The sequence below is a fragment of the Devosia sp. Root635 genome (genome assembly GCF_001427605.1).
Lineage (GTDB): Bacteria > Pseudomonadota > Alphaproteobacteria > Rhizobiales > Devosiaceae > Devosia.
Genome location: NZ_LMGZ01000022.1, coordinates 136023 through 157103 on the forward strand (window position 1 = coordinate 136023; position 21081 = coordinate 157103).

Genomic DNA, 21081 nt, shown 5'->3' on the forward strand with positions numbered 1-21081 from the left:
GCTCAGCGCTCCATATGTTCGATCATGAGGGGCGGCTCCATTTCGGCAAACTCGGCATAGAGGAACGCCTTGGCAGCAGCGCCCTTCTCCTCATCCGACATGTCCGGCGCCTCGTCGTCATTGGCCGGCGCCGGGATTTCCGCTGAGGGCTTTGCCGCCTCTTCCGCGCGAAGTTTCCCAGCCATGCTCAGCGGGATGTCCTGCATTTGGACATAGAGCTCGTCGCCACCAGTCTTCTTTCCCTGCCCGACCATGGCTCGAGCCTCATTGGTGGTCAGCACTTTGCCTGCGCCGGCCGCCAGCGCATCCATCATTTCCTTGAACGAGGACCGCAGGAGAGCATTGGTGTCGAATTCCAGATACTCGTCGGGCATGCCCTTGAGCCTGAACAGAAGCCCGAATGCCTCTTCGATGTGGTTCAGCGCAAACCCAAGGCCGGTCGACTTCCATGCAGACATAAGGGCTTCGGTCGACGCAAACGGCGTGCCGCCGATGCCGAGAATTTGCAGCGGCATGCGGAAGGCCAAGGCGATGTTCTGGTCGCTCATCTTGAGCATGTCGGCCAGCGTGTTGTCTTTGGGCGACGTGTTTACCGGCTTCGCCTTGAGCCCCCAGGCCAAGATTGGCGTGCCGCCGGCATTTTCGCCCTGCGTCTGCTCATCCCAACGTGCGCGAAGCTGGTCCGTTTGCTCCTTGGTGAGCGTCTGATCGGTTTCCAGCATGAACGACGGACGGGCCTGGTTCAGGTAGAACGCCACCTGCTGGTTCATAGCAGCGCCGCTCAGCGCCTGGTCGAGGGCGACCGCCAATATCGGGCTTTCGCCTTTCAACGGGTGCCGGCGCGAGGTGAGGCGCACGTGCAGCACGTCGCGAGCGGGCACCGGAGCCGATAGGTCAAACCGGCTTTCGGCAATCTCGTTGCCGCTCAGCGAGTAGAAGATCGACCCGTCGGTCCCGACATAGGGATAGCCGTTCCGCATCCGGTGCAACTCGATGATCTCATTGCGATCATTGCGCACGGCATAGGCAAAACCCTCACCGGCCCGATACAGGCGATCGGTCAGGTTCAATAGAAAGTCCGACATTGACTCGTAGTCGTTCGGCCGCTTCAGAACACGCGACAATGCCGACGTGGAGATCAACTCGCGCCCGCCATCTGGCAGCATTTTCCAATGGCCGCCGGGGCACATCGCGACTGTCTGCGAATATGCGGAGACACATGCCTCCACCATCGCGCCGCTTTGGCCATATTGGCTCAGACCTGACCCCATCTGCCACCAGTTGAGGAACTTGCCCGCTGATGCCGACAGCCACCCACCATCCAGCGCATAGGGGCCGGGGCGGTACTCGCCTTCGGCAGCCTTTGCCTTGCTGCCGCCGAAGATGCGGCTCCAGATGCCCATGGATCAGCGCCGGGTCTTGGTCTGGCGGGTCTTGTAGCCCTGCCTTGGCTTTTCAGCCTGCATGTCCTTCGGCTTCGCGGGCGGCGTGGCATTGGCGGTCGCGGGCGGCGTCCGTTTGCGGTGCGTATCGACCTCCACTGCGCGCGAGCGAGGGCCATGCGGGGCATACGCCACCACACGGCCATCCTCGTGGCGGAGAATACCATCATCGCCGGACGAGACATCGCGGGGGTCACCCATCGAGCCGTCTTCCATGACGTACCAGGTTTCAGTGGCCATGATGTCTCTCCTGCCGTTGCATCGGGTCAGCGATCCGAAGTCGTGATGACGAAGGTGCCGGAATGCGTGTCGCCGCCAGCCGCGATCACGATCTTCACGCGGTCGCGTCCGAGGGCGATACGGTCATTGACCGCCGTGCCGCTGCCCGCATAGAGAGCAGCAACGCCTGCCGTCGAATGGGTCGGGGCGCGGGGGCGCACCGTCTCCGACGCATTGATGTTCGTATCGGTCCAGATATTTTCGCCGGTCGCCTCGGCCGTGATGGTAAAATCGACACCATCGGTGAAGTCGTCCTTCACGTACTGGACGGATTCGATGTAGCCCGAGATATAGGGGCTGTAGACGGTCGCCGAGCCATCGGAGGCGGTGATGGCCGGAACGGTGTGCTTGCGGGTCTTGGCCATGTTCGATCACCCGTCGATCGTGATGTGGAAGGTGCCGGAGGTGGCATTGCCGCCATTGGCGATCACGATCTTCACGCGATCCTGGCCGAGGGCGATCTTGTCATTGACCGCCGTGCCGGCAGCGGCATAGAGCGCAGCGGCGCCGGCTGTGGAATGGGTCGCGGCGCGCGGATGGCGCGTAGCCGATGCCGTGACGTTTTCTTCCGACCACAGGGTTTCGCCGGTATCTTCGGCAGTCAGAACGAAGTCGACCGTATCGGCGAAGTCGTCCTTCACGTAGCGGATCGAGACGAGCTTACCCGAAAGGACCGGGCTATAGACTTCGGCCGCGCCACCAGACGAAAGGGTGACCGGCACGACGAAGCGGCGAATTGCCATGATGTTTTCTCCCGCAGACTTGCCTGCACATGGTTCAAAAGAAAGCGCGGGGCCGTCATTGGCCCCGCGTCAGAAATTGGCTCCAGGGAACTACCAGGTAGTGCCGTCGATCCAGGACACCATTCCGTCGCGGACCATCTTCCAGTTGGTGTCCATGACCATGCGGACGCCCATGGAGTCGGTCTGGAAGAACGAACGGACCGGCGCAGCCACGGTATTGGGCGAGCCGGCGGCGCTGATCGGCAGCGGTGTGCTGTCTTCCATGTGGATGGTGGCCTGCGTGCTGATCTCGAAGTCCGGCGCATCGCCAAGGGCGGTGGCCAGGTCCTCGGTCCGCACAGCTACAAGCCGGGCAGCCGTGGCGTGCGTCGACTCCATCAGCGACACGCGGGCGCCGATCTTGCCAAACCAGTCACCAAGTTTCCCGTCCGGCCCGACCATCAGGTCAAGGCTGAGGCCCTGCGTCGGGTTCATGATGACCGTGATGCCGTCGGCGGCATTGGCAGCGATGAATGGTGCCAGCAGCGTCTTGAAGTCGTTGATCACCGCCTCATAGTCGCCACCGCCGTAGCCGGATGCCGTGGCGGCAACGCCGTAGAGCAAGCCGGCAGGACGGACCGAATCCCCGGCCACAGCATCGAGCAGATGCGAGTCCAGGATCGCGGCCGTATCGGCGATGATGCGGCGCCGGACCAGCTGCTCGAGGTTCGGCGTGCTGCGCTTGGCAGCTTCGCGGGAGAACGGAATGATCACGCCCATCTTGCGATTGGTCATCGTGGTGGATGTGGTCGTGATCCGACCGACGCGCATCGGGGAGCCTTCGGCGAAGAAGGAGCCGTTCGCGCCGCCGGCACTGACGCCGGGAATGTAGGCGGTGCCGGCCTGGTCGAAGTTCATGCCCATGCCGCGTGCGCGAAGGCCCGGGAAGATGGACTTACCGTCGAGTGCGTCGATGAAACCCTGGTAGCTGGTCTGCTGCAGGTCATCGACGAAGTGGCTACCGGTCGTGGTGCCCAGCGGCGCCGCCGCCTTGGCGATCGCCGCAGTCGCTTCGTGGCCCGGATAGCGCTCTTCGAGAACCTTATCCATGTCCTTTTCGCCGAAATGGGAGATGCCGCGCACCACAGCCTTGCGAACCAGCAGATCGAGCGGAGCAATTTCCTTCTGAGGGAAGCCCAGCGGCCGGCGGGCGACATTCGGGGCGGCGACGGCGCCCTTGACGGCATTGACACCAATCTTGGCCTCGGACGCCTTCAAGTTGGTCACGGTGCGTTCCAGGGTTTCGATTTCCCCATTGAGGGATTCGACGGCATCGTTGTCGATGTCATCGGAGCTGGTGAGCTCCACCAGCTTGTCGCGCTTGGCGACGAGTTCATTTTCCGCATCTTCGATGCGCTTTGCGAGCGTGCTCATGTTCGAGCCTTTCGATTTGGGTGGTTTCGATGTGGAGACGGCGTGCTTGCCGGGGGTAGACACATCCCGCCGCCTCACATCGGCTTGCTCGCCGAAGGCCAGGGACATGATTTCGTCGGACAGACCCAGCGCCTTGGCCTTAGCCAGGGCGGACGGGTTCGCCGGAATGGAAACGAGGGAGCATTCGAGCAACTGCTGCTTGGTGTAGCGCGAGCCGCCCCATGGGTCTTTCGGGTCGATTGCCTCCCACTCGACGGGGGCAAATCCGACGGAAACTGCGCGCAGGATGCCCTGCTCAAGCAGCCCGATCAGTTCATCGATTCTCGCGCTGGTGCCGCGCGCCGCCAGTTTCAGTCGGCCAATCAGCTTGCCGCCCTCGACCCTAACGTTCTCCCAACTACCGATGGGGAACGAACTGGAGTGGCCGAACAACGCGATTGGGTTGTTCTTGAAGTTGGTGAGGTCCCAGCCGGACGGTTCGACGATATCGCCGTATCGATCGACCGTTCCATCGGACAAAATGAAGTCCATGCCCTCGCCCTTGCTGGCGAGAACCTTGAAAATCGGTTCCATTCGTTTTCTCCTGATCAGCCGATCATCGCGGCCACATCGGCCCGTAGTTGCGCCATCGGATTGCGCGACATCAGCGTCACCGCATTGAACATCGCCATTGCCGGGTCGATCTTCGCATCACCGGCCGTCTGTTTCGTCGCCCTGATGCCAGTCGCCGTCGGCTCAATCTTCAGGTTCGGCACGCACCACTGCATCAAGGGCCCGCCAGAGTGCTTCAGAAGCCCGCTGGCCAGCCTTCGCTCCGCGCCCTTGATACTGCTCATCATCCAGCCGCCCTGCGGCGCAGCGACCAGCAAGCCGGCCTCCTGGGTGACGCCGATCTCATCGAGCGCATCTTCCATTTCGCCCAGGCCAGAGGCGTCAACCGCCACCCCGCCGAGAAGGCCCATGTCCTTGATCCGCTCGATTTGCCGCACAATCCCGGCGACATCGCCCAGCGGCTGATCCAGGATCGTCAATTGCTTGGCCTTGGCGATATCCTGCAGCACGGGCGCGATGCTCTTGCGGCGGGTCAATACCCCGCGATGGCACCACGCATGGGACCATGCGAGCCAGCGCTTCATCCGCCGGCTGACCTTGGCTGTCCGGAAGACGCCGTCTTCCTCCACGTCCATTTCTATCTCAACCTCGACCTCGCCAGGCTCGCGCCCGAGAACGGAGAGGCCGAAGAGATCGTCGAGGCCACCACCGTCCGCCCCAACCACAACCACCTCTGAACGCTTCAGCAGCCGGTCCAGCGCCTGCCATTGCGGCAGGCTGGCCAGTTCCTCATCCTCGGCTGCTGCCCAATGGTCCGCGCCGGTCCAACGGTTCGCCCGCAGGTTGCCGCCGATCTCCACGTTTAGATGCTTGGCCAGGAAAGTCTGGACGGTATCGCCCTCTTCGTCCTCGCCGGACTGCACCTGGCCGAACTTGCGTTCCAGCCATTCGCGGCGCACCGACTTCCCGATATTCGGGTTCGTGATGTAGAAATTGGCCGGGTCCAGGTATGCCCTAGCCTCGACCATTGCCTCCGGAAATTCGTAAATCACCGGCAGGAATTTCGGGTCGTCGATCTGGCCGTCCCGCACCTTGCGGGCATATTCCAGTTTTTCCTTGAACACCCCGGCCGGCGGCGTATCGCTCTGCGTCGAGATGTAGATCACGAAGCCCTCCGGCCGCGAGATCAGCCCACCAGTGGCTTCCTGCAGCATTGGGCTGGCCCCGGCCTTCTTGCCGAAATGCCAGAGCTCGTCGATCAGAACGAAGGCCGCCTTCTTGCCGGCCGCAGTCGACGAATCCGCCGAGATCACCTTCAGCACAGCCTTGTTCAGCCGGTGCTCGATCTCCTTGACGTTGCGCTTGACGTGCAGCAGGTCCGACAGTTCGGGGTCTGCATCGATCATTGCCGCGGCAGGCTTGAAGGCGTTGTCTGCCACTTCCCGGGTCGGCGCCAGGATCAGCAACTCCTGCTCACCGCGCCAATTGCGGATCAGCGCCGTGACCATGATGCCGGCGACGATGGTAGATTTGCCGTTCTTCTTGCTCACCAGCAGGAAGAATTCTTCGATCAGCCGCTGACCAGTCTCCTTGTCATAGGCGCCGAAGACAGCTCGCACGAAGTCGAAGACGAATGGCTCGCACACCTCACCAAAGGTTGGTGAGCCAGCCACGTCCACCATGCGGAGGGACTTGAATACAGCCAGGGCCGCATCGGCCTCATCGGGGAACAGCGGTTCGCAAGCGATCAGCGTCTGCCGCTCAACAATTCGTTCCCGCCAGTCAAGACAGGCCGTGCTCCAGCGCAGCATCAACTATTGCGCACGATCAGCTTGGGACCGGACGGCGGAGCGAATTTGCCGCCCACATTCTCGGCCGCCTGCTGGCGCTGTTCCTTCTTGCCAAGAGCCGGTTCCTTGCGCTCCCGACCCTTGACCTTCTCGTCGGCAGCCGAGGCGCCGACCAGCTCGAGCATCTTGTTCTGGGCCGACACATTGCCGCCCATGGCGCTGCGATACCGCGCCATCAGCACGTCGGCGCGCACCTTGGCGGTCGCTCGATCCAGTTCCGAAGGAAAATGCTTCGTCAGCGTCGGCACCGAAATACCCACTGCCTCGGCAATCGCTTCCTGGCTCATCCCACCAGCCTTGAGAACCAGCACCTTCTCGCGCTGCTCGTCCGTGGGCTGGAACTCATGCCGGCCGCTGTTTTTGTTTCCGGCCATCGTCCAAAATCTCGGTGAGAGAAAAAATTATGCGAATGAGCCCCCACGTGGTCCGGCCCCCGATGACCTTGCAGACTTTTCGACCGCCCCCCCTATAGGGCTCTGCGGTCCTCTCGCTGGCCCTCAGCATCGTGCCAGGCCTTGCTGACGGTGATCAGGTTGCCGATGTCCCAGAACAGGCCCTCATCGCCCTTGTGTGGGATACGATGATGGACGACGGGGCTGTTCGGCGCCGGGGCCTTGCCCATGACCGTCACGCCCGTCTTCTGGCAGGTGAACAGGTCGCGGGTCAGGACCGCTATGCGCAGATCCTGCCAGCGTTTGGACTTGTACCAGGCTCGGATCGTTGCATCTGGCGCGCCGGCCGTGTCCCTCATCTCTGCCATTGACCTTAGCCTGGGCCGTATCGGTGATAACCTAGGCTTCAGGGTATGGAGTGACTTGCGCTTACCGCCTGCCATAGGCGAAGCTCTCATGACGAGGGTTTGGGAGAACGGGCATCTATGCACATTGTCGTTTCTTGGGACATTACCGACGGAGCGCCGCCGCGCTCAGAACTGAGTGAGAGCTTGAAGGAGGCCTTCGCTGGGCATTCCTGGTTTCGTCCGCTCACGACCTACTATGTGATCAAAGCGGATGAGGCGGCTCGGCTGGAAATATACGAAGCGTTGCTCACCGTGGCAGAAGCCAACCCTGATCGGATCAATTTTGTGGTCTCTCCGGTGATGCAAGGCGCGTACTTGGGCTTCCTGCCCCAAACGAGTTGGGACAAAATCAACAAGAGGACGCTATGACCGACGAGGCAAAAGTCGGCCCTGCAGTTCCAAACCCCGTTCACGACGCCTTCAATATCTCCGTCTTGGTCCCAGACGAGATTACCATCCGCATGGTCGACGCATCATCGTTGGCCGACTACGAGGTCTGGGTGTTCATCTCGTCGCTACTATCGAGCGCGTTTGTCGGCTTTCTCGTGGCCTACATCCAAGCCAATTCGACGGCAGACCCTACTACTGGCGCCATGTTCTGGATGACTGTGCTCATCGGCGTGTTGACCCTCGCTGGCCTCGTCATGGTCTACAGCAAGAGGACGCTACTGAAGCGCAAGGGGCGCACAATGAAGCTGAAGACTTCCCTTGCCGATTGAGGACAAATGCCCGCTGGTCGAGACCGCCTCAGCGGTCCGGAGCAACAGGCCGACTGCCGCGAGGCAGCCGACCGATTTCAGTTCTACACCGGCTACGCCGCCATGCGGCCCGGGTCGAAGTGGCCGGCGCTGAAGTCGGCGTGGGTACGGGCGCTGTCGATGAAAGCCATGAAGCGACTGTGCCTCGCCGGAAGGATGGCCACCGGCTCGACCAGGCGGTCCAGCGCGAGGCTTTCGCGGGCGGTGGGCTGGTAGAGGTCGACGATGGTGCGGCCGACGAAGCTGACGGTCTCGCCAATGAACAGCAGCGGCGCGAGGGCGAAGGCATGGGCGAGACTGAAGAACAGGCGCGTGAAGCGGGCCATGGGGCAGTCCTTTCGATGTGGGAGGTGATGGCGGGCCCCTGGCGCCCTGTTCCACACCGCTATGGGTGCTGGTGCCTTTCGGCCCCTTGAGCGTTGTCCAGCGCTTGCCCGCCGCCGTCCGGATCGCTTTGCGCAACTCCGGACAATGCAAAAGTCATACCTTACTCGCTGAGCCGAGGTCGAACGGCCGATTGCAGACCGTTGTGGCGTGGCGCTTTACGCGAGTTTGGATGATGGGCAATAGGTAACCTACTCGCTTAGCGGGCGTCAAAAAGGGGGGAGAGTCCGTTATTTAGCGGGGCCTTCCATCCGTTCTATTTTACTATGCCCCACATCTTCCCAAGATCATCGAGCGCGTCCCTAAGATTGTCGGCCATCGTGTTGCGCGTCCGGTCCACGACAGTAATGTCGGAAAACGATAGACCTTGACCGGCCACCTTGACGACCAGTTCATAGTTTCGCCTGCCAAGAAGAACCCGGCAATCTCGTAGCGCCTTCCCTGCATCGACTTGCCTGTCGCTGATGGGCTCTTTGGCACCACCGCCATCAACTCGAATCTGGGCATAATCCATTGCACCGGCACCGGCACCGCCGGCCGCTTCCCATGTAGCCCTGAAGCGATCCGCGGCCTTCTTCTGCGCGTCATCCAGCTTGCCGCGGGCATAAAGCGTCTCTACCGCGCTTTCGCGCAAATTCTTCACGGCCTTGATGCGCTTGAGGTTCGATGGCCCCTCGGCGTGGTCGGCGCTGAAATAGGGATTATCGACCTCGACCACGTCGATATTGAGCTTTGGGGTAATCTTCAGGCTCAAGGCACAACTCCTTCGACATAGACCAGGCCGTCGCCGACGAGTTTGCGCTTGAGCTGGTGCGCCTCGCCGCCCGTCAGGCCCTCGTGTTTGGTAGTGATCGCGCCGTCCTCGCCGACGCGGTTCTCTTCGATGGTCCAGCTTTCCCGGCCACTGCCGACGCCGACGAGGCTCATCGTGAACCAACTCCGGCCACAGGCATTGAGCGCGGCTCGCTGGCTACGATGGGTGCCGCGGACCTTGTCGTCTGGCGTCGGAACGCTGAAGGCCGATTCCATGACCAGCCAGTGGCCGGCCGACGTCTTGGATGGATAGAGCGTCATGCTGCCGTCTCCTCTTTTCGCTTTTGCCACTGCCACGCGGCGCGCTCAGCTTCGATCCATTCCCGAACATCGCTGTCTGGCGCCGCTGGCCTGTCGCCCAGGCCGGTCGGCCAGTCGTTGAACAGGCCATGGAAGTTGGCCAGCGCCCACCGACGGGAAAGGCGATGCTGGTCGGCCCACCAGAGCAGGCCGGTCCACACGCGCCGACGCGGCGAACGCTCCGACTGCATCAAGCGATACTCGGCGAGCTTGAGCCGGTCCGCCGGTGTGGGCACGGGGTACACGTGGCCGCAACTGCCGCACTTCCGCGACTTCTGACCGCGCAGCCGCGAACAGTCTGGGCATGGGATTGGAAGGTTGCGGACCTTCGCCTTTGGTTCTCGGCCCGGTGTGCCGTGCAGTTCGGCCGTGCCCAAGTGCTCCGGTAGCCCGAGATCCTCGAACGAACCCGAAAGGTCGATCAGGAGGGCGTGGTGCTTACCCTCGGCGGTGCGCAGAGCGCGACCGACGATCTGGGCCAGCAGCGCGTCGCTCTTGGTCGGGCGGGCCAGGACAATGCAGCGGACGTCCCAGTCGATTCCGGTGGTGAGCACGCCGATGTTGCAGACCACCTCGATCTTACCGGAATGGAAGCCCGCCTTGATGCGGTCGCGCTCTTTGCGCGGCGTGTCGCCATCGACATACGCGGTCCTGACCCCGGCCCGCTTGAATTCGGCGGCCAGCGCCTGCGCGTGGGCACGATCGACGCCGAAGCATAAAGTCGGCAGGCCCTTGGCGCGCTCCACCCACTCCCTGACAACCAAGTCCGTCAGGTGGGGCTGGTTCATGGCCACCGACAGATCGTGGACATCGTAGTCACCGGCGATGACGCGGACGCCAGTAAGGTCCGGGCGTTTGGGTGCGAAGGCCCAGTACATCGAAAGGAAACGCTGTTCGATCAGGCTGCCGATCGTCGCAGCAATGACCAGGTCGTCGAAGTGCTTGCCCAGGTTCTTCGTCCAGGGCGTAGCGCTGAGGCCGATGAAGATCAGCCGCGGCTTAGCCTTCATCCATCGCTTGATGACCTCGGCAAGGACGTGGGCCTCGTCGACCAGCACGATGTCGGTGTCGGGAAGCTCCCGGCGCGCCAATGTGGGGATGCTGACGACCTGCACAGGCGCTTCAGGATCGGTGCGAGGGTGCATGGCCTGCATAACTCCGATATCGGTGATGCCTTCGGCCTCGAATGCCGAAACGGTCTGGTCGATCAGCTCGAGGGCTGGCACTGCAAACACGATGCGGTTGCCCTTAGCTCTAGCCATCTCGACGATGGCAGCCGCGATCATGGTCTTGCCACCACCGGTGGGCAGCATCAGCATGGGACGACGGTGGCCCGCGCGCAGGGATGCGCGCAGCCGATCAATGGCGGTGGTCTGATAGGGTCGGAGGGGGCGCTTCATGCGTCGCCCTCCCCAGTGCCATACTGAGAGTCCTGTTCTTCTATACCCCAACCTTCAGGTGATCCCTCAAGGTGTTGGTCGGAACTGGGGATCGTGTCGGGAGACGATCTACTGATCGTGTCAGAGGTTTTCCGAGACGATCTACTGATCGTGTCAGAACGAGCGCCAAGGCGGCGCCTCTCAGCGCGCCGCTCCTTTCTGCCGTCCTCCATGCTCTGCTTGTAGTCGAGCATGGCGTCGAGGTTGGTGAGGTCAAACTTGTACTCGTTTGCGAGCTGGCGATTGCCGCGCTCCCACTGCAACCAGTTGGTCTCTCTAAGCCTGGTAAGGCAAGTCTGGACGTAGCGCGGCGACAAACGCGTGTTGTCGGCGATCGCTTGCAGGGACGGGAATATCCGACCGGTCTTGCCACTCATGAATTGCAACACGGCAATGCCGACGTTCTTCTCGGCCGGCTTGAGGCGGGGGTCGATGAGGAGAGCGTCTATCACGTCAAACTTTCGGCTCGAGAAGCCAGCGCGCCGCTCCTCGACCGTCCCCTGCTCGACCCTCTCGAAGTCTGGCGGTTTGTAGGGCGCATGCACGGATCACCCTTCCTTCGCGGTGTCGAGCACCACGCCGATCTTCGATCCCTGCTTGACGAAGTCGACGCCGGCACCGCGCAGCGCGCGGATCACCAGCACCAGGATGTCGGCCTTCAGCGGTACCGGCCCTTCAGCGGTCTCGGCGCGGGTGATGGACGAGACCGATATGCCGGCGGCCTTGGCCAGGTCAGCTGCCGACCAGCCGAGCAGAGCCCGGCCGGCGCGAATCTGGAAGGGCCGGATCATACGCCCCTCCCGAAGATGATTAGGATCGCTGTTGCGTCGATGGCGATGGCCGCAGCCAGCGCCCATCCGAGATTGACGAGGCGAGCCATCATGCTGCCCTTCCCCGGCCAGGCCGTGGTTGCAGGCGATGGACCGTCGCCGTGGTGCTGCGCGACTTGAGCCTAGATGACGACCTGACAGGCGCGACAGGCTCTTTTGGAGCCTCCAGAGCCGGGGAAGCGCGCTGCGCCTCCCCCTCGTCCGTGCCGGTGAAGAACGCCCGCAGGCGGCTTCGGCTGGCGCACCAGCGACCGTTCACGCGCTTGGCGGGCAGTTCTTCTTTGTCGAGCGCTTCCCAGCACTGGCGCGGCGTGCGGTTGATGAAGGCGGCGATGGACGCCACCCCCCAGATCAAATCGTTGGCGAGGGTGTCGGGCTCAGACATCTTTGCCCTCCCGCACTTCGAAACAGGCGAGAAAGTCCAGCCGCAGTCGGGAGGCACGACGCTCGATCTCATGGCTGAGAAACGAGTGGATATTAGCATCGTCGTACGACTGGAAGTGGCAGGAGTAAGAGCCGTCGGCGTTCCGATTGCCGGCGGTCCATGCTTCCTCAAACCTGATCAGCAAGGCTGACAGATATTGGAGTTCGTGAACTGCAGTTTCGAGGGCCTGGAAGGCCGCGAGTTGCTTCGAGTTCATGCTTCACCCGATGCGTTCGCCGAAGGCGCCAATTCGTTGCGGAGCAGGCGCATGATCGCTTCGACGGTCATGTCGTCCGTGCCGATGTCTCCGTGGGCTGCCTCGTGCGCGGCGAGATAGTCGCGCTTTGTGACCAGTTCCTCTTCAGAGCGCGGACGGAATACCCATACCGCCGCAAGGGCGTCGGCCTCTGCATGGCTAGCGCGGTGCGTTTCAGCCTCGGCAGCGGTCAAGCCCATGTCGATGAGCAACTGCTCGTAGTCGGAGACCGCCTTCGCCAAGGCGTCGAGGGCGCGGCATTCGGCAGCATAGATGGCCTGGGCCATCGTTTCGTCGTGCCCCGGGAACGCCGACTCTGCCCAGCTGGTACCGGTGCAGTACGAGCGCCGCAGGTTCTCATGAAAAGCGGCGATATGTTCCCGAGCGGAAGCGCCCTTGTCGTAGTAGCGCACCTCCACCTTCCCGCCCCGCGCCGGTGACCCGTCCGCTGCAACCGATACGGGGGTCAAACGACGTTCGGTGCCGGTGATGGTGTTGACGCGTTCGTTGGCCTCGCTTTCGGCGTCGAGCGCAAGGTCATAGGCGGCAGCTGCAGCCCGATGCGCATCGATCAGCGCAGTCAATTCGGTGCAGGATTCAAGTTCGGCGGACAACGCCGGCGCAGCGGCGGTGCCAAGGGCGGCGGCAGTCAGGGACGTGCCCATACCCCTCAGTGCAGCACGCCGCGACATGGTGATGGGATGCTCAAGGGCGCGTGACATCACGCTGCCCGAAGTGATATCTTCGGTCGTCATCATCGACTCCAACGATGTTGTGGTGATTGTGCTGCCCTGCCAGGCAGCGCTTCAGTTAGGCCGGGGTAGCGGGAGCTGCCTCGGCCTTTTCGTTTTGCAGGCCCTTCTCTATCAGGATCCTCGTCGCCTCGGAGCGACTGCCGATGCGACTACCAAAACGGAAGTCGTCGATGCGCCTCAGTACGCTCGGTTCGACCACCACTTGGAGGCGTTCGGTTTTCATCTCGTCGCGCATGCAATCTCCTTAAAGTTGCAACGTAGTCATTTACTGCGTTCACAGACCTAGCAACTAACTAGGGTTGCGTCAAGCAAGTTTTGTAGTTAGTTGCTAGGGGTCTCGGGAGAATGGTGCAAGGCATGGCAAGAGGGGATTATCCAAGCGCAAAGCAGGATCAGTATATGGTCCGCTTTCCCGACGGTATGCGCGATCAATTGAAGGGCCTGGCGGAAAAGAACGGACGTTCGATGAACGCCGAAATTATCGCCCGGCTCGACGTCTCCCTGCGAGACGTTCCGCGGTCGGAGCAATTGGATCTGGCCGAGTTGGCTCAGTTGCGCGAGGAAGTGAAGACACTGGCGCGGGACCAAGCTAGACGCGCGGAAGACATGAGAGACGTCCTGGAGCGGCAGCTAGAGACCGCCCAAATTCAGAATGACTTCATCAAAAGCCTGATGGCCGATTGGGTCGATAGGCAGGACGATCAGTTCCGACGGTGGATGCTGGCCGCCATGGACAGTGTGCAGCAGACCAAGGCCGATCCTGAGCAGGTGAAGGTCATTGAGGAATTGCGCGAACAGTTCATCCGCGAGCGGCAAGAGGCGGCCCCTTTGCCGCCAACACTCGGGGAGCCTACGCCTGCGAGTGTCCGCCCGAAGTCCAAGCGCGAGCAGTCATCTCGCGTTGCCAATGATGATCCGTTCCCCAGCACCCGAGGCGGCGTGCCTAGATCACCGGTTGCGACCCCAGCGGAGGCCGCTGAAGGCGATGGGGCCACCCGACCGGCGAAGGCAGCCGCTCGCGGGCAAAAGCCGCACAAGGAGGAGAAATGAGCGCCTATGGAAGCGAGCGGGAGGTGAGTGTCTTGGTCTGGGGTGAGGCTGTGAAGGTTTCGGTCTACCAGAAGTCAAAATCAGTGTGGGTCGCAAGTGGGGATTACATGGGAGAAAGCATCACCGTTCAGAACGGTTCGTCCAGATCAGCGGTAACGCTGTGGCGCAGCACAGCTGAGTATCGGGGAAACTGATGAGTGTCGACAAGCGCATTTGGTGCAATCCGTGCTGAGTTTCCTTTGCACTGCCCAATTCTGGGCTGAGACGGCCAAGCTGATCGCGCAACTTGGCGGAGCACTTCTAATTGCATGGCTGACTGTGCGGTGGGCTCTGGGTCGATACAAATCTGAGAAGATGTGGGAACGAGAGGCCGCGGCGATGTTCGATGTTCTAGGAGCAATTGCCGACATGAAGGACGTCAACTCCGAATGGCTGAATCAACTCCTGCGAGATCAGAACGCCGAAGAGATGATCAACGCTGATGCAGGCGTGGAAGCTGAGCGCGATGCTGCATTGCTCTCTAGGTGGCGGGACGCGAAGCGCCGGCTCGACGGCGTGAGCGCGGTTGCAAGTGTCGTATTATCTCCAAAGGCAGAGGAGGCGCTTGGTAAGTTGAACGCCAGTCTGTCGCGCCCCTTTGAGGACTACATTGATGACCTCACATCGACTGATACTGCGCTTCGCACAGCGAGGGCGACGCTCATCGGGATCGGTCGAGGCCGCTTCGGGGTGAACGATGTTCGTCTGTAAGCGCCCACGGCGCGATCCCAATACTGGGCACACGGCCGGCGGCCAGGAAATGACCTGATGCCGAAGATGGCTCCCAACGAATTGCCAGGCTGGCCCGCCGCGATGAACCAACAGCTCGCGGCTGCATACTGCGGCTTGTCTGTAGCAACGTTCGCCTCTGTGTGCCCGGTGTCACCAATCGTGATCACTTCGTCGAAACGGGGAGCCAGGTATCTCCGCATTCGTCTCGATGAGTGGCTTTTGAGCCTGGATCAAGGCGGCGCCCGGCCGGAGCGGGTAGGTATGGGCGCGATGTGGGACGCCAGTTTTCGTAGCTCACGAAGTACAGCAGAAGAACGCAAGCCCCGGGGACGGAGGTCGCCAAAATGAGCGTCCGCCCTCGCACATGGACCACAAAAGGTGTCGAGCACCACGGGTGGGTAGCCGACTATGTGGACGGCAATGGCAACCGGCAACGGAAGCAATTCAAGCTGAAGCGCGATGCCATGGCCTTCGAGAAACGCGCCGCGACGGAAGTCGCCGACGGAGTCCACATCGCCGCAGGGGACAGCATAACCGTCCAGCAGGCGGGCGAGGATTGGATCAAGGCCAAGCAGCGCGCCGGCCGGGAGCAGGCGACGATCGCTCAATACCGCCAGCACCTGGATCTGCACATCAACCCTGCCATTGGGCATGTGAAGCTCCCTGCCCTGACACCCGTGCTGCTGAGCAAGTTCGAGGACGAACTGCATGACGCCGGCCGATCCACCGCTATGATCAAGAAGGTGATGGTCAGCCTCGGCAGCATCATCGCAAACGCGCAAAAGCGCGGCCACGCAGTGCGGAACGTGGTGCGGGACATGAGGGGGCTGGGGAATGGCGCCGATGCGCGCGCAGAGAAGCGCGCCAGGGGCAAGTTGCGGGTCGGGACGGACATACCCACCCCAGACGAGGTGAAGGCCATCCTGGGGGCTCTGCGTGGCCACTGGCGCCCGCTGCTCATGACGGCGATCTTCACCGGGATGCGGGCCAGCGAGTTGCGCGGCCTGGCGTGGGCCGATGTCGATTTCGCCAAGGGGCAGGCGCACGTGCGACAGCGGGCCGACCGATACAATGCGATCGGCCGACCGAAGTCGGAAGCCGGGGACCGCGTGGTGCCGTTGCCGGCGCCCCTGGTCAATGTTTTGAGGGAATGGCGTTTGGTGTGCCCGAAGAAGGATACCGGCAAGCGGGACGCCAATGGCGAGCCGGTGAAGGTGCTCGATCTGGTGTTTCCCAATGGTCAGGGGAAAGTCGAGAGCCTGGGCAACATCATCAACCGCGGACTGGTTCCGACGCAGATGCGCGCCGGCGTGACGGTTGAGACTGCAGAGATCGACGAGGATGGGAAGCCGGTGCTGGCCGCGAAGTATACGGGCATGCACGCCTTGCGGCACTTCAACGCGAGTTGGCTGATCAACTCGGTGAAGGCAGGCGGTCTCGGACTATCCCCGAAAGAGGTTCAGGAGCGCCTGGGGCACTCGTCCATCGTCATCACGATGAACACCTATAGCCACCTGTTCGAGCGCCTGGACGATGGCAGCGAGATGAGCGCAGCGGCCGCGGCGCTGCTGGGCTAATGTGGTTAATGGCCGCCCTTGGTGCGGTTGCGAGCGATGTAACCGAGCAATGACAGCAACGAAGACATGCCGCCAAACAACAATAGCCACGCGAAGGGGCCTTGACCGTATTCTGAAATGATGTCGGCAAGCGAGGATCTGAAGATAAGGACCGCGGCCGCCACGACAAGGAACGAGTACCCTGTTGCCGCAAGGAGCATAACGTTCAGAAACAAGGGGCCAAGGAAACGGCGATTCCAAACACTTATCCCTGCGGCCGCGAACAGACCAACAAGCAGCGCCATTCCGGATGATGCCAGGATGCTCACTTTTCACCCCACAGCTTTGGAAATACCTTCAACCCATGGTTGATCCTGCTTTGGAGTCCCCAGGTTCCGGTCAGGACGATTAGGATGAACCACTGCATCCCCACGACCGAGATGCCTATAACTCCCGTCAAGCGCTCCACGAATGCGACGTCGAACAGACAGAACGACACTGCCAACGCCACTAGGGTATAGTCATACTTGCGGCCCAAACTATCCGTTCCGACAGACTGGCTCGTAGTCGACGCCCCAGCCGGCGTCTCACCACTACTCGGCCCCACACGGAGACCACGCTTTTCATTATCGCCTGCCGGACGTTTGGCCATGTACTGCCTTGCCCCCCTTAAATACTCGCGACATCGGCGATGATGTCACGCCTCGGCATTGCGGACTACTCCCCTTCGCAAATCGTGCCCATCGCGCCGCTCCATGTGCCATCTCATGTGCCATGGAATTTCCGTGGCCACAAGGAAAGGCCCGGATTTGCTCGGAATTGCGCGTGACACATGGACGGCACATGAAAAGCAAAAAGGCCGATCCTTGGATCGGCCAAACTGCTGAAATCATTCAGGAATTTGATGGTGCCCGGGACCGGAATCGAACCAGTGACACGCGGATTTTCAATCCGCTGCTCTACCAACTGAGCTACCCGGGCAATGGGCGGAAAGTCCGCCTCGGCTGCAAGCCATCGGCCTTATAGGGGATGGGTTTTGGCCGCGCAAGCGGGAAAAGGGTATGTGGAAAAGGAGTTTGGCGCGATGGCGCGACTCCCCGTGCCGGGAGGCGCGATATGCCGCCCGGCCGGGCCGGGCGAGCCCGCCGCGGCACTCTCCTGCGCCCTGCCCGCGCTTTCCTCGGGCCTGACCCGAGGACCATTCGCCGCTTGTGCCACCGCGAGAGCGCCCCCTCGGATCAAAGCCCGGCGGCCAGCCTCGGACGGCCTAGATATTGTCGTCTTCATTGTAGTCGGGCACGGCGTCATCGCCTTCGGGCACCGGCTCATCTTCTCTTGCCGGGATGGCGTAGCCGCCGGTGAGCCAGCGGTTGAGGTCGACATCGGCGCAGCGCTTGGAGCAGAAGGGCCTGAACGCTTCCACCGGGGGCTTGCCGCAGATCGGGCATTTTTTTGCCGTGGGCATCAGACGCCTGACAGGGTGGACTGGTTGAGCCAGTTGAAATGGACCGGGTAGCCCTCGCCGGCGAGGAGCTGGGCGGTTTCCATCAGCGGCAGGCCGACCACGGCGGTATAGGAGCCGGACAGCTTGACGATGAAAGCGCCGGCAATGCCCTGGATGGCATAGCCGCCGGCCTTGTCGCGCCATTCGGCGCTGGCAAGATAGGATTCCATTTCGCGGGTGGAGAGGCGCTTGAAGCGCAGGCGGGTTTCGACCAGGCGCTGGCGCTTGGCGCCGGAGGGCGTGAGCACGGTCAGCGCGGTATAGACGCGATGGGCGCGGCCCGACAGCAGGCGAAGGCACTCGGTGGCCTCTTCCATGGTCTCGGCCTTGGGCAGGATGCGGCGACCGACGGCGACCACGGTATCGGCGGCGAGCACCAGCGCGCCCTGGCCGAAGCCGGCGGAACGGGCCTTGTGCTGGGCCGTCAATGCCTTGAGGTCGGCCAGGCGGATGGCGAGCTTGCGCGGCAATTCGCCCTTTTCGGGCGTTTCGTCGACATGGGCCGGCACCAGATGCTCGGGCTCGATGCCGATCTGGTTGAGCAAAGCGAGCCGGCGCGGCGAGGCGGAGGCCAGGATCAGGTCCGGACGGCTGGCCATCTCTCGGCCTTTACTTGAAACGATAGGTGATACGGCCCTTGGTGAGGTCGTAGGGCGTCATTTCGCACAGGACCTTGTCGCCAGCCAGCACGCGGATGCGGTTCTTGCGCATGCGGCCAGCGGTGTGGGCGATGATTTCATGCTCGTTCTCCAACTTGACGCGGAACGTCGCATTGGGGAGCAATTCAGTCACCACGCCCGGAAATTCGAGCACTTCTTCCTTCGCCATACTGTCTCCTGATGGACCCATAGGGGCATTGCTTGCCGGCCACGGGTCGGAAAGTGGCCATTACCTACTTCAATTCAACGGATTTGTGAACCACCGGAAACCAGAGGTTCAAGCCGCTCGCGCACGCGCTTGCGCAGGCTGTCGCGCAATTCGCGATAGGCATTGAGCACCAGTTCGCGACTGCCCTCCACCAGGGATGGATCGGGCGTCTTCCAATGTTCAACCGCGCCGGCTTCCAGGCCCTTGCGGGTTACCGCTTCAGGCGCGTCTTCGGAAAGGGTGATGACCAGATCGAAGTGGTTGGCAACCAGTTCATCCAGGATATGGGGCGTATGCACGCTCATATCAATGCCGATCTCTTCCATCACCTCATGCACGAACTGGTCGGCCTTGCCGCCATCGACGCCCACCGACCGGGCGATGATGCGGCCGGGAAAGGCCTGGCGGGCCAAAGCAGCGGCGATGGGCGAGCGTACCGAATTCATCGAGCAGACGAAGAGCACCGAGGGCAATTTGCTCGTCGCCTCGTCGATCCTGGAGGCGTAGGGCTGCACGGCGCAGATGAGGGTGAAAAGGCGTCGGGCGGTGTTGAGATCGACGATGATCTTGTTGTCGAGGCGCGTGCGCAGCAGTTCGGCCGCCTCGTTGTGCATGCCGCGGCGCGCCATATCGACGGTTTCGATCTGGAACGGCTGGGCCGAACGGATGGCTTCGTAATAGGCGTCCCGGATGCGGAAATAGTCGCGGATCAGCCGACGGAACGGGGTCAGCGACAGATAGTGGGCGGCGATGGGCTGGAAGGTCTCGGGGTGGCGCACGTCGAGCACGATGGAATTGCCAATGATCGACATATGCAGCGCGAAGGGCCCCTTGGCCGTGACGCGGGCGGGGCGGAAGGAATTGTCTTCCAGCAGGTCGTAGATGGCGATGCGCCATTCATGCACTTCGTCTGGATTGATCGAGGTGATGGTATTGGGGTCCAGCGTCACGGTGACCAGGCGATCCGTATTGGTGGGCTTCGCCTGGCTTTCCATCGAAATGCTCAACGGTTGAGCCTTATGGAGACCGAGCGTCCGTGGCCGTCGAGGCCTTCGACCTCTGCCAGGGTGACCGCTGCCTCGCTGAGGGCGGACAGCGTGGTCGGATCGCAGCCCAGGATGGAGGTGCGCTTCATGAAATCGAGCACGCCGAGGCCGGAGGCAAAGCGCGCCGTGCCCGCGGTGGGCAGCACATGGTTGGAGCCGCCGACATAGTCGCCAATGGCCTCGGGCGTATGGTGGCCGAGGAAGATCGCGCCGGCATGGCGGATCGAGGGCAGGATGGACTGGGGGTCGTCGAGCGCCAGTTCGACATGTTCGGAGGCGATGCGGTTGGCAAGGGCGACGGCTTCGGTGAGGGAGAAAACGGTGATGATGGCGCTGTGGACATCCCAGCCCTCGCGGGCATTGGCCGGGTTGGGCAGCATGTCGATCTGCCGGTCCACCTCGGCGGCAACCGTGTCGGCCAGCCCCTTTTCGGTGGTGACGAGAATGGAGCGGGCCCCTGCCCCATGCTCGGCCTGGGCGATGAGATCGGCGGCCACCCAGGCCGGGTTGGCCGAGCCATCGGCAATGACCAGCACTTCGGAGGGGCCGGCGATCATGTCGATGCCGACCTTGCCGAAGACCTGGCGCTTGGCTGTGGCGACGAAGGCGTTGCCGGGGCCGACGATCTTGTCGACCGGGGCAATGGTTGATGTACCATAGGCCAGGGCCGCAACGGCCTGGGCGCCGCCGACGCGGTAAATCTCGGTGACGCCGGCAATCTTGGCGGCGAGCAGGATGGGGGCGGCGATCTGCCCGCCGGGCGTGGGCACCACCATGGCGATACGCTCGACGCCGGCCACCTTGGCTGGCACCGCATTCATCAGCACCGAGGAGGGATAGTTGGCGAGGCCGCCGGGCACATAGATGCCCACGGCATCGACCGGGGTCCAGCGGGTGCCCAGGGTGACGCCCAGGGGGTCGGTATAGATGTGATCGGCGGGCTTCTGCTTTTCGTGATGCGCCCGGATGCGGTCGTGCGCGGTCTGCAAAGCCGCGCGGACCTCCGAGGTGACGCGGGCGGCGGCCTTGTCGATCTCGACTTCGGAAATGCGCAGGTCGGCTGCCGTGAAATGGGTGCGGTCGAAGCGGTTTGTCAGTTCCACGAGCGCCGCATCGCCGCGCTGGCGCATATCGGCAATGATGCCGGCGACGATGTTGCTGACGTCCTGGCTGGACTCGTGCTTGCCGTCCAGCAATTGCTGGAAACGCATCTCGAAATCGGCGTCGGCGCTGTCGAGGCGAATGGGCAT

The 21081-nt window shown here is 62.4% G+C and carries 29 protein-coding genes and 1 tRNA gene; 5 read left to right on the plus strand and 25 right to left on the minus strand.

Annotation, left to right across the window (positions count from 1 at the left end):
* Positions 1–2: 2 nt before the first annotated feature.
* From ASD80_RS15745 to ASD80_RS15780, 8 genes are all read right to left on the minus strand, one after another.
* Positions 3–1403: a phage portal protein gene (locus ASD80_RS15745; RefSeq protein ID WP_056234840.1), complete on the minus strand. Its 1401-nt coding sequence runs from the start codon at positions 1401–1403 to the stop codon at positions 3–5.
* A gap of 3 nt (positions 1404–1406) precedes the next feature.
* The gene (locus tag ASD80_RS15750) at positions 1407–1682 is read right to left on the minus strand and encodes a hypothetical protein (RefSeq protein WP_056234843.1); all 276 of its coding nucleotides are present in this window, start codon (positions 1680–1682) and stop codon (positions 1407–1409) included.
* A gap of 26 nt (positions 1683–1708) precedes the next feature.
* Positions 1709–2086 carry a hypothetical protein gene (locus tag ASD80_RS15755; RefSeq protein WP_056234846.1) on the minus strand — a complete coding sequence of 126 codons (378 nt, stop codon included), beginning with the start codon at positions 2084–2086 and terminating at the stop codon, positions 1709–1711.
* Positions 2087–2092: 6 nt separating this feature from the next.
* Complete coding sequence (locus ASD80_RS15760; protein ID WP_244489024.1) at positions 2093–2464, minus strand: hypothetical protein; 372 nt, start codon at positions 2462–2464, stop codon at positions 2093–2095.
* A 90-nt stretch (positions 2465–2554) separates the two neighbouring features.
* On the minus strand, positions 2555–4450 hold the full coding sequence (locus tag ASD80_RS15765; protein WP_056234849.1) for a phage major capsid protein: 1896 nt from the start codon (positions 4448–4450) through the stop codon (positions 2555–2557).
* 14 nt (positions 4451–4464) lie between these two features.
* A complete protein-coding gene (locus tag ASD80_RS15770) occupies positions 4465–6240 on the minus strand; it encodes a terminase large subunit (protein ID WP_082555354.1) in 1776 nt (591 codons plus the stop codon).
* Positions 6240–6653: a hypothetical protein gene (locus tag ASD80_RS15775; protein WP_056234852.1), complete on the minus strand. Its 414-nt coding sequence runs from the start codon at positions 6651–6653 to the stop codon at positions 6240–6242. Before ASD80_RS15775 ends, ASD80_RS15770 begins: the two co-directional genes overlap by 1 nt.
* 92 nt (positions 6654–6745) lie before the next feature.
* Positions 6746–7039 (minus strand): HNH endonuclease signature motif containing protein, encoded by a 294-nt coding sequence (locus ASD80_RS15780; RefSeq protein WP_244489025.1) that lies wholly within the window; start codon positions 7037–7039, stop codon positions 6746–6748.
* Between the two features lie 117 nt (positions 7040–7156).
* Between ASD80_RS15780 and ASD80_RS15785 the strand changes: the two genes are divergently transcribed.
* Both ASD80_RS15785 and ASD80_RS15790 read left to right on the plus strand, forming a co-directional pair.
* Complete coding sequence (locus ASD80_RS15785; protein WP_056234858.1) at positions 7157–7447, plus strand: hypothetical protein; 291 nt, start codon at positions 7157–7159, stop codon at positions 7445–7447.
* Positions 7444–7797, plus strand: a complete 354-nt coding sequence (locus tag ASD80_RS15790; protein ID WP_056234860.1) for a hypothetical protein — start codon at positions 7444–7446, stop codon at positions 7795–7797. The genes ASD80_RS15785 and ASD80_RS15790 overlap by 4 nt, the downstream gene beginning before the upstream one ends.
* 92 nt (positions 7798–7889) lie before the next feature.
* On the opposite strand, the gene ASD80_RS15795 is transcribed toward ASD80_RS15790, so the two are convergent.
* The 10 genes from ASD80_RS15795 to ASD80_RS15840 form a co-directional block, all read right to left on the minus strand.
* Positions 7890–8162, minus strand: a complete 273-nt coding sequence (locus ASD80_RS15795) for a hypothetical protein (RefSeq protein WP_056234863.1) — start codon at positions 8160–8162, stop codon at positions 7890–7892.
* Positions 8163–8476: 314 nt separating this feature from the next.
* On the minus strand, positions 8477–8974 hold the full coding sequence (locus tag ASD80_RS15800) for a hypothetical protein (protein ID WP_056234866.1): 498 nt from the start codon (positions 8972–8974) through the stop codon (positions 8477–8479).
* Positions 8971–9294, minus strand: a complete 324-nt coding sequence (locus tag ASD80_RS15805; RefSeq protein WP_056234868.1) for a hypothetical protein — start codon at positions 9292–9294, stop codon at positions 8971–8973. Before ASD80_RS15805 ends, ASD80_RS15800 begins: the two co-directional genes overlap by 4 nt.
* Complete coding sequence (locus ASD80_RS15810; RefSeq protein WP_056234870.1) at positions 9291–10733, minus strand: DEAD/DEAH box helicase; 1443 nt, start codon at positions 10731–10733, stop codon at positions 9291–9293. The genes ASD80_RS15805 and ASD80_RS15810 overlap by 4 nt, the downstream gene beginning before the upstream one ends.
* On the minus strand, positions 10730–11317 hold the full coding sequence (locus ASD80_RS15815) for a hypothetical protein (protein WP_056234872.1): 588 nt from the start codon (positions 11315–11317) through the stop codon (positions 10730–10732). Before ASD80_RS15815 ends, ASD80_RS15810 begins: the two co-directional genes overlap by 4 nt.
* Positions 11318–11320: 3 nt before the next feature.
* The gene (locus ASD80_RS15820; RefSeq protein ID WP_056234874.1) at positions 11321–11563 is read right to left on the minus strand and encodes a helix-turn-helix domain-containing protein; all 243 of its coding nucleotides are present in this window, start codon (positions 11561–11563) and stop codon (positions 11321–11323) included.
* Positions 11564–11651: 88 nt separating this feature from the next.
* A complete protein-coding gene (locus ASD80_RS18985; protein ID WP_056234877.1) occupies positions 11652–11987 on the minus strand; it encodes a hypothetical protein in 336 nt (111 codons plus the stop codon).
* A complete protein-coding gene (locus ASD80_RS15830; RefSeq protein ID WP_056234879.1) occupies positions 11980–12243 on the minus strand; it encodes a hypothetical protein in 264 nt (87 codons plus the stop codon). Before ASD80_RS15830 ends, ASD80_RS18985 begins: the two co-directional genes overlap by 8 nt.
* Entirely contained in the window at positions 12240–13037 is a 798-nt protein-coding gene (locus tag ASD80_RS15835) for a hypothetical protein (RefSeq protein ID WP_156460503.1), read from the minus strand. The genes ASD80_RS15830 and ASD80_RS15835 overlap by 4 nt, the downstream gene beginning before the upstream one ends.
* Before the next feature lie 55 nt (positions 13038–13092).
* Positions 13093–13272 (minus strand): hypothetical protein, encoded by a 180-nt coding sequence (locus tag ASD80_RS15840; RefSeq protein WP_056234889.1) that lies wholly within the window; start codon positions 13270–13272, stop codon positions 13093–13095.
* Between the two features lie 122 nt (positions 13273–13394).
* Here ASD80_RS15840 and ASD80_RS15845 point away from each other — a divergent pair, with 122 nt between their 5' ends.
* From ASD80_RS15845 to ASD80_RS15855, 3 genes are all read left to right on the plus strand, one after another.
* Entirely contained in the window at positions 13395–14087 is a 693-nt protein-coding gene (locus ASD80_RS15845) for an Arc family DNA-binding protein (RefSeq protein WP_082555386.1), read from the plus strand.
* A gap of 225 nt (positions 14088–14312) precedes the next feature.
* A complete protein-coding gene (locus ASD80_RS15850; RefSeq protein WP_156460504.1) occupies positions 14313–14837 on the plus strand; it encodes a hypothetical protein in 525 nt (174 codons plus the stop codon).
* Positions 14838–15202: 365 nt separating this feature from the next.
* Positions 15203–16435 (plus strand): tyrosine-type recombinase/integrase, encoded by a 1233-nt coding sequence (locus tag ASD80_RS15855; RefSeq protein ID WP_056234898.1) that lies wholly within the window; start codon positions 15203–15205, stop codon positions 16433–16435.
* A gap of 5 nt (positions 16436–16440) precedes the next feature.
* On the opposite strand, the gene ASD80_RS15860 is transcribed toward ASD80_RS15855, so the two are convergent.
* The 7 genes from ASD80_RS15860 to hisD all read right to left on the minus strand — a co-directional run bounded on the left by ASD80_RS15860 (position 16441) and on the right by hisD (position 21081).
* Positions 16441–16743, minus strand: a complete 303-nt coding sequence (locus ASD80_RS15860; RefSeq protein WP_156460505.1) for a hypothetical protein — start codon at positions 16741–16743, stop codon at positions 16441–16443.
* Positions 16744–17319: 576 nt separating this feature from the next.
* A tRNA-Phe gene (locus ASD80_RS15870) sits at positions 17320–17395 on the minus strand.
* Positions 17396–17681: 286 nt separating this feature from the next.
* Positions 17682–17879, minus strand: a complete 198-nt coding sequence (yacG, locus tag ASD80_RS15875) for a DNA gyrase inhibitor YacG (protein WP_056234906.1) — start codon at positions 17877–17879, stop codon at positions 17682–17684.
* Positions 17879–18517, minus strand: coding sequence for a Maf-like protein (locus tag ASD80_RS15880; RefSeq protein ID WP_056234908.1), 639 nt, complete (start codon positions 18515–18517; stop codon positions 17879–17881). Before ASD80_RS15880 ends, yacG begins: the two co-directional genes overlap by 1 nt.
* Before the next feature lie 10 nt (positions 18518–18527).
* The gene (gene infA, locus ASD80_RS15885) at positions 18528–18746 is read right to left on the minus strand and encodes a translation initiation factor IF-1 (protein WP_035082742.1); all 219 of its coding nucleotides are present in this window, start codon (positions 18744–18746) and stop codon (positions 18528–18530) included.
* A gap of 74 nt (positions 18747–18820) precedes the next feature.
* Positions 18821–19780, minus strand: coding sequence for a UPF0262 family protein (locus ASD80_RS19250; protein ID WP_082555355.1), 960 nt, complete (start codon positions 19778–19780; stop codon positions 18821–18823).
* A gap of 8 nt (positions 19781–19788) precedes the next feature.
* Positions 19789–21081, minus strand: coding sequence for a histidinol dehydrogenase (hisD, locus tag ASD80_RS15895; protein ID WP_056234911.1), 1293 nt, complete (start codon positions 21079–21081; stop codon positions 19789–19791).

Excerpts from the sequence above, each read along its gene's own strand:
- ASD80_RS15745 (WP_056234840.1), bottom strand. The coding sequence starts at position 1,403 with ATGGGCATCTGGAGCCGCATCTTCGGCGGCAGCAAGGCAAAGGCTGCC.
- ASD80_RS15750 (WP_056234843.1), bottom strand. The coding sequence starts at position 1,682 with ATGGCCACTGAAACCTGGTACGTCATGGAAGACGGCTCGATGGGTGAC.
- ASD80_RS15755 (WP_056234846.1), bottom strand. The coding sequence starts at position 2,086 with ATGGCCAAGACCCGCAAGCACACCGTTCCGGCCATCACCGCCTCCGAT.
- ASD80_RS15760 (WP_244489024.1), bottom strand. The coding sequence starts at position 2,464 with ATGGCAATTCGCCGCTTCGTCGTGCCGGTCACCCTTTCGTCTGGTGGC.
- ASD80_RS15765 (WP_056234849.1), bottom strand. The coding sequence starts at position 4,450 with ATGGAACCGATTTTCAAGGTTCTCGCCAGCAAGGGCGAGGGCATGGAC.
- ASD80_RS15770 (WP_082555354.1), bottom strand. The coding sequence starts at position 6,240 with ATGCTGCGCTGGAGCACGGCCTGTCTTGACTGGCGGGAACGAATTGTT.
- ASD80_RS15775 (WP_056234852.1), bottom strand. The coding sequence starts at position 6,653 with ATGGCCGGAAACAAAAACAGCGGCCGGCATGAGTTCCAGCCCACGGAC.
- ASD80_RS15780 (WP_244489025.1), bottom strand. The coding sequence starts at position 7,039 with ATGGCAGAGATGAGGGACACGGCCGGCGCGCCAGATGCAACGATCCGA.
- ASD80_RS15785 (WP_056234858.1), top strand. The coding sequence starts at position 7,157 with ATGCACATTGTCGTTTCTTGGGACATTACCGACGGAGCGCCGCCGCGC.
- ASD80_RS15790 (WP_056234860.1), top strand. The coding sequence starts at position 7,444 with ATGACCGACGAGGCAAAAGTCGGCCCTGCAGTTCCAAACCCCGTTCAC.
- ASD80_RS15795 (WP_056234863.1), bottom strand. The coding sequence starts at position 8,162 with ATGGCCCGCTTCACGCGCCTGTTCTTCAGTCTCGCCCATGCCTTCGCC.
- ASD80_RS15805 (WP_056234868.1), bottom strand. The coding sequence starts at position 9,294 with ATGACGCTCTATCCATCCAAGACGTCGGCCGGCCACTGGCTGGTCATG.
- ASD80_RS15810 (WP_056234870.1), bottom strand. The coding sequence starts at position 10,733 with ATGAAGCGCCCCCTCCGACCCTATCAGACCACCGCCATTGATCGGCTG.
- ASD80_RS15820 (WP_056234874.1), bottom strand. The coding sequence starts at position 11,563 with ATGATCCGGCCCTTCCAGATTCGCGCCGGCCGGGCTCTGCTCGGCTGG.
- ASD80_RS18985 (WP_056234877.1), bottom strand. The coding sequence starts at position 11,987 with ATGTCTGAGCCCGACACCCTCGCCAACGATTTGATCTGGGGGGTGGCG.
- ASD80_RS15830 (WP_056234879.1), bottom strand. The coding sequence starts at position 12,243 with ATGAACTCGAAGCAACTCGCGGCCTTCCAGGCCCTCGAAACTGCAGTT.
- ASD80_RS15835 (WP_156460503.1), bottom strand. The coding sequence starts at position 13,037 with ATGACGACCGAAGATATCACTTCGGGCAGCGTGATGTCACGCGCCCTT.
- ASD80_RS15840 (WP_056234889.1), bottom strand. The coding sequence starts at position 13,272 with ATGCGCGACGAGATGAAAACCGAACGCCTCCAAGTGGTGGTCGAACCG.
- ASD80_RS15845 (WP_082555386.1), top strand. The coding sequence starts at position 13,395 with ATGGCAAGAGGGGATTATCCAAGCGCAAAGCAGGATCAGTATATGGTC.
- ASD80_RS15855 (WP_056234898.1), top strand. The coding sequence starts at position 15,203 with ATGAGCGTCCGCCCTCGCACATGGACCACAAAAGGTGTCGAGCACCAC.
- yacG (WP_056234906.1), bottom strand. The coding sequence starts at position 17,879 with ATGCCCACGGCAAAAAAATGCCCGATCTGCGGCAAGCCCCCGGTGGAA.
- ASD80_RS15880 (WP_056234908.1), bottom strand. The coding sequence starts at position 18,517 with ATGGCCAGCCGTCCGGACCTGATCCTGGCCTCCGCCTCGCCGCGCCGG.
- infA (WP_035082742.1), bottom strand. The coding sequence starts at position 18,746 with ATGGCGAAGGAAGAAGTGCTCGAATTTCCGGGCGTGGTGACTGAATTG.
- ASD80_RS19250 (WP_082555355.1), bottom strand. The coding sequence starts at position 19,780 with ATGGAAAGCCAGGCGAAGCCCACCAATACGGATCGCCTGGTCACCGTG.
- hisD (WP_056234911.1), bottom strand. The coding sequence starts at position 21,081 with ATGCCCATTCGCCTCGACAGCGCCGACGCCGATTTCGAGATGCGTTTC.